This is a genomic window from Kaistella yonginensis, from assembly GCF_030409525.1.
Lineage (GTDB): Bacteria > Bacteroidota > Bacteroidia > Flavobacteriales > Weeksellaceae > Kaistella > Kaistella yonginensis.
Genome location: NZ_JAUFQB010000022.1, coordinates 169,130 through 178,238, shown reverse-complemented (window position 1 = coordinate 178,238; position 9,109 = coordinate 169,130). Strand labels below are relative to the sequence as shown.

The window sequence follows — 9,109 nt, the reverse complement described above, 5'->3', positions numbered from 1 at the left end:
TCTAAAATCACTTCCTTTACAATGATACAGTATCTGAATTTTTTCGTTTTTAAAAGAAGTATAAATAAAACAAAAATTAATTTATGCTAAATGCACAACAGGTTTCCATAATAAAAAGCTATCTTTTTAAAGCCTAAAAATCTTAAATAAAATGCGGAATAAAAATTTAATCCGCATTTCTTCAAATATATAAAAGGTTATTAGTTTTTTTAATTTCTATATCAGTAAATATTACTTTTTAATGATTTTAAAAGTGGTTTGTTTTGTATCATTTGTTGTTACCGTAATTAAATAAACACCGGGTGACGCTTTTAATTCCAGATTGAGGGTTTGTTTATTTTGATGCGTTGATTTTGAAATTATTTGGCCAACAGTATTGGTTATAATGACATTGATTTCACTATGTGTTCTTCCCAAATCCAAGGAGAAAATGCCGGAAGTCGGATTTGGATAGACGGTTACTGCTCGGTCAAAAGTGTTTTTTTGAGTTTCCAAAATCTGGGTAGATGTTTTGAAGACCCAAAAATCCCTAGACCCTCTGCTATTATCCGTTTTATCACCGGAAATATTGGAATTAGAATTGGAGAATAGAACTAAATTGCCATCTTGCAACTGATGGAGGTACGTTTCTTGTTCCCAAAGAGATCCACCAATAGAATTTTGTTTAAGAATCTGACCTGTTGTACTTAAGTTGACCAACCAAATATCATAATCGCCATTTGTATTTTGGGTTTTGTCGCCAGAGATTGGACTTTGGCTGTGGCCAGAAACCAAATACGTTCCATCTTGCAATTGCTTGACTTCTGATACGTAATCTGCTGCGTTGCCGCCGATGGTTTTTTGCCAAACAAGACTTCCAGTACTGTTTAATTTTAATATCCAATAATCGTAGTTAATTCTACTTGGTTCAGTTTTATCTCCTGATATGGATGATCTGGAAATTCCACCAAGCAAATAGCCACCATCTGTTGTTTGGATGACATGTTTGAGATCGTCTTCTAAATTTCCGCCATAGGTTTTGTCCCACAGAATGTTTCCATCAACGTCTATTTTTACAATCCAATAGTCAGATAACCCTCTGCTTACTTCGGTTTTGTCGCCAGAAATCATAGAAAATGAAGTTCCGTAGAGAAGATAGCCGCCCTCAGAAGTAGGCAAGCTGCCTGAAAACATATCATTTCCACTTCCACCGATGCCTTTTTGCCAAACAATTCCGCCTGTACTGTTAAGTTTTAGCAGCCAAAAATCGACCATGCCTTTTGAGGGAATAGTTTTATCACCAGTCACATCGCTTTCCGAGCGCCCAGTTACAAAATAGCCACCATCTGGCGTTTCCACAACTCGAGTATTTGCTTCTACATGTTTCCCACCATAGGTTTTCTGCCAGATAATATTGCCAACAGCATCTAATTTTAAAATCCAGTAATCAGAAGTTCCTCTGGAATTTTCAGTTTTATCGCCAGAAATACCAGAATCGGACATCGCTCCTACAATATAACCACCATCTGCTGTTTGCTTGATCGAATTAACACCATCAAATAAATTACCTCCAATGGTATTCTGCCAGATGATATTTCCAGCAGCATCTACTTTTACAATCCAAACATCAATACTGCCGTTAATATTGTTTTCAGTCTTTTCGCCAGAAATTTTACTGTTGGAATGGCCCCCTAAAATAAAGCCTCCATCTGCGGTAGCATCAAAAGCGGTAATTTGATCTAAATTATCTCCGCCTATGGTCTTTTGCCAAGCGATTGAAACATTTTGTGACCAGACGATTGTGGTGATTGTTAGGGTTGCTATAAATGTTAGAATTGTTTTCATTTTTAAATAGGTATTCGGTTAGGAATAATTGCCGCGATCGCTCTAGAAAACCGGTCGTTATTTCATAGCGATATTTTCTGGTTTTAAATCTTATTTTTTACGGATTCCAGCTCATGTCGGGTTCTGTTGATGAAGTTCTGGTACCCGTAATTCCATTGATATTGTAAGGGCTGTAATTATCTAGCTGCCCATCACGATGTTTTTTATCTTTAATCATAATATATCCCGTAAAAGTATTTAGTGTAGGATTTTTAGAATTAAGTTGAAAGTAGAAAAATCCTTCTTTACCGTCTGTGTCTTTGTATGGTCCAGCAAAGGCATATTTATTATTATAACCAGCGAGTCCTGATATTTTACCACCTTTTAATTCTGCTGTTCTTATATAATCTCCGCTCTTAAATAATAATTTCGCTTCAATACGGTCTTCGCTATACCATTTGATTTTAATTTGACCCATTTTATTGGTGTTCCAAGTACCCGTCCAAAGTACAGGCTCAATTTTTACCTGAGGAATCGGTCTGCCACGAATAGACTCTACTTTTTTAGTGGTAGTTTTTGCAGTAATTATCTTAGAGCCTGTCCAAAAACCATCGCGATTTGTTTGAGTATTGGTAAAGGTTCCTTGGTATTTTTGATTAGTAGCGTCCAGCACAAAAGAGAATTTACCTTTCGGTCCCAAAGTGCTGTAATGTTGAATTTCTGTGGTAGTTTTTTTTAAATTCGGTTTGAGCATATAAGTTCCTGAAAATATATTATCCTTTTGAATAGCATCGCTGCTTATTGAACCTTTTAATACATAATCTCCCATGTTCGCTACAATATTTGATAATTGCTTAGAGTTGATCGAGATTTCGCCAAAAGAGGTTGACCAAGTGCCCGTCCAGTTTGAGGCATGAAGACTAGTGGTAATTGTTAACATAGCAACAATTGCGAGCATCTTCTTTACGATTTGGTGTACTGGGTTCTTCATTTTCTCTTTTTTAGGTTATCGTTTTTTATCGTGGTGGCACATTGGAATTATGAAAAATATATAATGCTCAATTCAAATTTATGTATTTTGGGAATTGATGTTTTATCTATTTATATCAACTTCTTTAATAGATGTATAAGATTATACGATTCTTGTATGAATACTTTTTAGTACATTAATTCCGAAAAAAGGCAGTTCAAATAGGAAAATGATTCGTTCATACAAATATTTTTTTACTTATTGTTAAAAAAGTATCTTTGTGTATACACGCTTGTTGCATATGATTACCTCCATAATTATTGATGATGAATTGATGGCCATCAAAGGTCTGGAGTTAGAGTTAAGAAACTTTAAGGACAGGCTAGAAGTATGCGCGAAATTCACAAGTGCACAAAATGCGATTGATTATATTCAAAATAATCCCGTTGACGTGGTTTTTCTAGATGTTGAAATGCCTGGTATTTCTGGTTTTGATTTTCTGAATCGTTTTCAAAATAGAAATTTCTATGTTGTTTTCACCACTGCTTACAGTAAATATGCCTTGAACGCGATAAAAAATGAAGCCACCTATTATCTACTCAAACCTATTGATATAGATGAACTTGAGCAATGTATTGTACGCATTGAAAAAGTATTACAGAAAGACAGTTTTGAAAACCGTTTGGAAGATGCCTTGGATAAATTAACTGAAATCGGACTTGGTTCCCGAAAAATTAAGCTTTTGTACGATGGTAAGATTGCGTTTTTTGATCCGGCAGATATAATTTATTTCGAGGCGAGCGGTAATTATACCTATGTTTTTCTAGCTGATCGCACCAAAATTATTTTAACGCGTCAATTAAAACAGATTGAAAACGATTTACCGGAATCTTTATTTTTCAGAATACATAAATCGTATATCGTAAACCTAACTAAAGTGAACGCGTTCCTCAAAAATGAAGGGATGCTCTTAGTCGATAAAAACATCTCATTACCAGTTTCGGTACTCAAAAGAAATGAACTAATGACCCGACTGTAATGGAAAGGCCAGATGAAATAGAACTGTATTTCTGGAGCTTTACAATGAGTATGCTCATTCTATTTATCGTGCTTTCTCTTTTAATCTATCGTACAAATAAAAGGAAAATGTATTTGTTCTATGGATTGTACTGCCTATTTACGCTGGTTTATTTAAGTTTTTATAATAAAATAACTTCTATCTCTCCCTTTCTGAAAAGTCATGACATTTCAGAATTTACCATTTATATTCAGTTTTGGTTTCATGCTATGTATATGCATTTTGGGATTCGATTTTTAGGGTTTGATATTCATTACCCCCGATTTTTAAAATTCTCAAAAGTATACATCATTGCCTTTCTTAGCTTGGCAACCCTTGTTTTTTTACTCCAAAATTTTAATATATTACCCAGCCAATCTGCTCGGTTTTGTTTTTATAAAGTTTTTGTACCGATTCATCTTATTGTAGCAATAGTAATTATTACAAAGTCGCTTCGAACCAAAGAAGATGGGCGCTTCATTTTTTTAACAGGTTCTTTTTTATATATCTTTTTTGTATTAATCGCGCTATTCACCTCTGGGATGAGTGGCAGAAGATCATTCATCATCCAACCGATGGTCTATTTTATGATTGGGATTATCTTAGAATGTTTATTTATCAGTTATGGTCTTGGCTATAAAATCCGTAAACTCTATATTAACCGCCAATTTTTGCAAACCCAATTAAATGTCATGCTTGAGGAAGAGAAAACACTTCGGGTAAAAGAAAAACAATGGCATCTACAGGAGAAACAAGAACAAGAACTGCAGACGCAAATGGCAGACTTACAGCAAAAAGTTTTGCGCAGCCAAATCAATTCTCATTTTATTTTTAATGTGCTCAATTCCATTAAAGTATTTATTATCGATAATGATAATAAAAATGCTGTAAAATATCTGAATAAGTTTGCCAATTTTATCAGATTGATATTGGATGGCACTATAAAAGATAATGTCTCGTTGGAAGAAGAACTCAATTCCATAGAACTTTTATTGTCGATTGAAAAAATGCGTTTTTACGGACGGTTTAGTTATCGCATTGAAATCGAAAATCCTGTAAAACTTAGCACGCATTTCGTGCCCGCTTTTATCCTGCAGCCCTTTGTAGAAAACGCCTTGTGGCATGGGATTATGAATAAGGAAGATGAAGGCATTCTTCTCATCAGCGTCACAGAAAATCAAGATCATGTACTTGTTGAGATCGATGATAATGGAGTAGGTTATAATGCTGGATTGTTGAATAGAAAAAAATCCCATCATTCAATAGGACTATCGCTTGTTGAAGACCGCATCAATCATCACAACCAAAATACAATAAACACTTTGCATTTCTCGATTTTCGACAAAATGGAGCTGGGAACTGGCGAAGGAACTTTAGTAAAAATTTATCTGAAAAAAAGGTAGTATTGCAGTAAACGATTTTCCTTTTTTGAGTTTTAATTTGCTAAATGATGCTACATGTGTTCAGATGTATTCCTGTTTTTTGAGCAAAAAACAATATCATTTCTTAAGATCTTGTCGGGTAGTTATTTATGAATGAAATTGCTTTATTTTGATTTCTTAGTCATGTTTCCACCTGGATTTAATCTTGAGCAGCGTATGGTTGTGTGTTTTGGTAAGCTCGAAAAAACAGAACAATCCTATACTTCTATTAGTTCATTATTTAGAAAATTTAAAATTTTTAAATGCGATATCCTCTAGAATAAATTTGTGTTAAATAGGGCTCAATTATAAATATTTCTACTTATATCAATACTAAAAAAGCACAGCTTAAAACTGTGCTTTGCTGGATTTTCCTCAGAAATTAAGATTGATGGCCATACATTTCGTTATACAGTTTTAGGTATCTTTCTTTTACTGCTTTTCTTTTCAGTTTTAAAGTAGGAGTGAGCAGACCCAATTCGATCGACCAAACTTCTGGGGTGAGTTCGAATTTTTTAATCTGTTCCCAATTTCCTAATTTGGTGTTGAGGTAGGCGATTTCTTTTCCGATTCTTTCTTTTAATTCCGGACTTTTTACCATTTCCGCTGGCGTTTCTCCGATTTTTAATTCTTTTCTTTCGGCCCAATTTTTAATGAAATTGAAATCGGGTTGAACGAAGGCGCATGGCATTTTTTCACCGTCACCGACCACCATAATTTGTTCAATAAACTTGGAGGCTTTCGCTAGATTTTCAATAACCTGCGGTGCAATGTATTTACCACCCGAGGTTTTAAACATTTCTTTTTTGCGATCGGTGATGTGCAAATATCCTTCTTCATCAAAATGTCCGATATCTCCTGTTTTAAAAAATCCATCAGCAGTAAAGGCTTCTTTGGTCATTTCTTCATTTTTGAAATACCCTTTAAAAACAGAAGGGCCTTTTACCGTAATCTCGCCATCTTCCTGAATTTTTACTTCCAGATTATCCAAAGGATGACCTACGGTTCCTACTTTAATTTTACCAAAACTATTTACCGAAATCACCGGTGAAGTTTCCGTCAAACCATAACCTTCCAAAATTGGGATCCCTGCATTTTGGAACATTTTATTCAGTCGTGCTGACAAAGCCGCCGACCCAGAAACCAAGGTGATGATATTTCCGCCTAAACCTTCTCTCCATTTCGAAAAGACCAGTTTATCAGCAATAATTTCCTGTAAACCAGATGGTTTTCCTAATTTTTCTTTGGCTTTATTTACGCCTAGAGCCCACAAGAATATTTTGCTTTTCAATCCACCAGCGCTTGTTCCTTTGTCATAAATTTTATCATAAACTTTTTCAATGAGTCTTGGGACAACCGACATAATATGGGGTTGTACTTCCTTGATATTGTCGCCCATTTTTTCAATGCTTTCTGCAAAATATATCGCGTACCCATTATATTGATAAAGATAGAAAAGCATGCGTTCGAAAATATGGCAAATAGGCAAGAAACTCAGAATTTTAATATCACTGAAATCCATTCCTTTGATTTCAGGAATTCTTGGATTAGAACCCAATACATTCGATACAATATTCTGGTGCGTAAGCATCACCCCTTTTGGTCTACCAGTGGTCCCCGATGTATAAATAATCGTAGCTAAATCTTCGGTATTGATCGATTTAGAAATATCTTCAACTTCACCTTGCGTTGCATCATCTGCACCCAAATCAAGCACTTCTCGCCAGTTTGGTGCTCCATTTATTTCGTCAAAACTGAAAACACCCTGCAAAGTGGCAACATTATCTCTGATTTTCATGACTTTATCATATAAATCAACATCCGATACAAAACAGTACTTTACATCTGCATTATTAAAGATGAAATCATAATCTTCGGGTGAAATGCTTGGATAAACAGGTACGGAAATTGCTCCAATTTGCGAGATTCCCAATTCCATTACAGCCCATTCCGTGCGGGTTGCAGTGGTAATCAGTACAATTTTATCGCCGGGTTTTATTCCTAACTTTAGTAAACCACGTGACACTTTATTCCCTAAGGCAATAAATTCACTGGTCGATGTTTTTTCCCAATGACCATCGTATTTGGTGACGAACATATCCGCTCTCGAATATTTTTCTAACGCATTATGCGCAAAATCAAAAGTCCTTTTTATTGACATATCATAGTTTTATTTAATGAATAACATAACTTAATTCATATTTAATTCTGAATTAATGTAAAAATATCATTTTTATTTAAACCCGCAATAACTATTTTAAACTATGTTTTAAATAAATTTTTTAAGTTTTAGAATTATTGTATTTTTACCACCAAACAATTTTTAAACTTTATGAATTTTAATTTATCTGAAGAACAGTTGATGATTCAGCAGGCAGCAAGAGATTTTGCACAAGCTGAACTTTTACCAGGAGTTATAGAAAGAGACAACGCACAGAAGTTTCCGCACGAACAGGTAAAAAAGATGGGAGAATTAGGATTGCTCGGAATGATGGTGGATCCTAAATATGGCGGAGCCGGTATGGACAGTATTTCCTATGTTCTTGCTATGGAAGAAATCGCAAAAGTAGATGCCTCTGCTGCCGTAGTAATGTCGGTTAACAACTCATTGGTTTGCGCTGGATTAGAAAAATATTGCAACGAAGAGCAAAAGATGAAATACCTAAAACCGCTAGCAAGTGGCGAAGTAATTGGTGCATTCGCTTTATCTGAACCAGAAGCTGGGTCAGATGCAACTTCACAACAAACCACAGCCGTTGACAAAGGTGATCATTATATCTTAAATGGTACAAAAAACTGGATTACCAACGGAGGGAATGCAACATACTATATCGTGATTGCTCAAACGGATCCAGAAAAAAAGCACAAAGGGATCAACGCTTTTATTGTTGAAAAAGGATGGGCAGGTTTTCAAATCGGACCTAAAGAAGATAAATTAGGAATTCGCGGATCCGACACGCATTCTTTACTGTTCACAGATGTAAAAGTGCCTAAAGAAAACCGAATCGGAGAAGATGGTTTTGGATTTAATTTCGCGATGGCCGTTTTAAACGGGGGTAGAATTGGAATCGCTTCGCAAGCCTTAGGAATTGCCTCTGGTGCCTATGAATTGGCCTTGAAATATGCAAAAACCAGAAAAGCTTTCCGAACAGAAATCATCAATCACCAAGCGATTGCATTTAAATTAGCCGATATGGCAACCTCGATTATGGCGGCTAGAATGTTATGTTATAAAGCAGCGGTAGAAAAAGACGAAGGAAAAGATATTTCTGAAATAGGAGCGATGGCCAAATTGTATTCCTCACAGGTAGCGATGGATACGACCATTGAAGCAGTGCAAATTCACGGAGGTTACGGTTATGTGAAAGAATATCACGTAGAAAGAATGATGCGTGATGCCAAAATTACGCAGATTTATGAGGGAACCTCAGAAATTCAGAGAATTGTAATTTCGAGAAGTATCGCTAAAAATAGTTAATAAAATAAATAAACCATGAAAAAAGTTGGGATCATTGTACTCGCTGTATTGCTCGTATTGGGCGTTTTTGTCTGGTATAAATATTTTTTTGTTTTTGCGGAAGGAGTAAAGTCTGGTTATCTTAACTACGCAAACAAGAAAGGATATATTTTTAAAACCTACGAAGGAAAACTCATTCAAGAAGGTTTTGGACGCGGTAAAACCGGTGGACTTACCAGCTATGAATTTGAATTTTCAGTTGAAAATGAAGCAGTCTTTAAACAACTAGAAGAAAACAGTGGTAAGCAATTCGATTTGCATTATAAAGAATACAATGGAGCCATCCCATGGCGTGGTAATACAAAATATGTAGTTGATAAAGTAGTCAACATGAAATAAAT

The 9,109-nt window shown here is 35.3% G+C and carries 7 protein-coding genes; 4 read left to right on the top strand and 3 right to left on the bottom strand.

Going from position 1 to position 9,109, the window contains the following annotated elements; translation table 11 throughout:
- Window positions 1-231: 231 nt before the first annotated feature.
- On the bottom strand, window positions 232-1,824 hold the full coding sequence (locus QWY78_RS09190; protein ID WP_290219044.1) for a T9SS type A sorting domain-containing protein: 1,593 nt from the start codon (window positions 1,822-1,824) through the stop codon (window positions 232-234).
- Window positions 1,825-1,921: 97 nt separating this feature from the next.
- On the bottom strand, window positions 1,922-2,794 hold the full coding sequence (locus QWY78_RS09185) for a hypothetical protein (RefSeq protein WP_290219041.1): 873 nt from the start codon (window positions 2,792-2,794) through the stop codon (window positions 1,922-1,924).
- A gap of 280 nt (window positions 2,795-3,074) precedes the next feature.
- Between QWY78_RS09185 and QWY78_RS09180 the strand changes: the two genes are divergently transcribed.
- Window positions 3,075-3,812: a LytR/AlgR family response regulator transcription factor gene (locus tag QWY78_RS09180; protein WP_290219039.1), complete on the top strand. Its 738-nt coding sequence runs from the start codon at window positions 3,075-3,077 to the stop codon at window positions 3,810-3,812.
- Entirely contained in the window at window positions 3,812-5,233 is a 1,422-nt protein-coding gene (locus QWY78_RS09175; RefSeq protein ID WP_290219037.1) for a sensor histidine kinase, read from the top strand. Before QWY78_RS09180 ends, QWY78_RS09175 begins: the two co-directional genes overlap by 1 nt.
- 400 nt (window positions 5,234-5,633) lie before the next feature.
- Here QWY78_RS09175 and QWY78_RS09170 read toward each other — a convergent pair whose 3' ends face one another.
- Entirely contained in the window at window positions 5,634-7,412 is a 1,779-nt protein-coding gene (locus tag QWY78_RS09170) for an AMP-dependent synthetase/ligase (RefSeq protein WP_290219034.1), read from the bottom strand.
- 171 nt (window positions 7,413-7,583) lie between these two features.
- On the opposite strand from QWY78_RS09170, the gene QWY78_RS09165 reads away from it, so the two are divergent.
- Window positions 7,584-8,729, top strand: coding sequence for an acyl-CoA dehydrogenase (locus tag QWY78_RS09165; RefSeq protein ID WP_290219032.1), 1,146 nt, complete (start codon window positions 7,584-7,586; stop codon window positions 8,727-8,729).
- 15 nt (window positions 8,730-8,744) lie between these two features.
- The gene (locus tag QWY78_RS09160; protein WP_290219030.1) at window positions 8,745-9,107 is read left to right on the top strand and encodes a hypothetical protein; all 363 of its coding nucleotides are present in this window, start codon (window positions 8,745-8,747) and stop codon (window positions 9,105-9,107) included.
- The last annotated feature ends 2 nt before the right edge of the window (window positions 9,108-9,109 follow it).

What these genes read in the sequence shown, in the direction of transcription:
- QWY78_RS09190 (WP_290219044.1), bottom strand. Translation starts at nt 1,824, where the DNA reads ATGAAAACAATTCTAACATTTATAGCAACCCTAACAATCACCACAATC.
- QWY78_RS09185 (WP_290219041.1), bottom strand. Translation starts at nt 2,794, where the DNA reads ATGAAGAACCCAGTACACCAAATCGTAAAGAAGATGCTCGCAATTGTT.
- QWY78_RS09180 (WP_290219039.1), top strand. Translation starts at nt 3,075, where the DNA reads ATGATTACCTCCATAATTATTGATGATGAATTGATGGCCATCAAAGGT.
- QWY78_RS09175 (WP_290219037.1), top strand. Translation starts at nt 3,812, where the DNA reads ATGGAAAGGCCAGATGAAATAGAACTGTATTTCTGGAGCTTTACAATG.
- QWY78_RS09170 (WP_290219034.1), bottom strand. Translation starts at nt 7,412, where the DNA reads ATGTCAATAAAAAGGACTTTTGATTTTGCGCATAATGCGTTAGAAAAA.
- QWY78_RS09165 (WP_290219032.1), top strand. Translation starts at nt 7,584, where the DNA reads ATGAATTTTAATTTATCTGAAGAACAGTTGATGATTCAGCAGGCAGCA.
- QWY78_RS09160 (WP_290219030.1), top strand. Translation starts at nt 8,745, where the DNA reads ATGAAAAAAGTTGGGATCATTGTACTCGCTGTATTGCTCGTATTGGGC.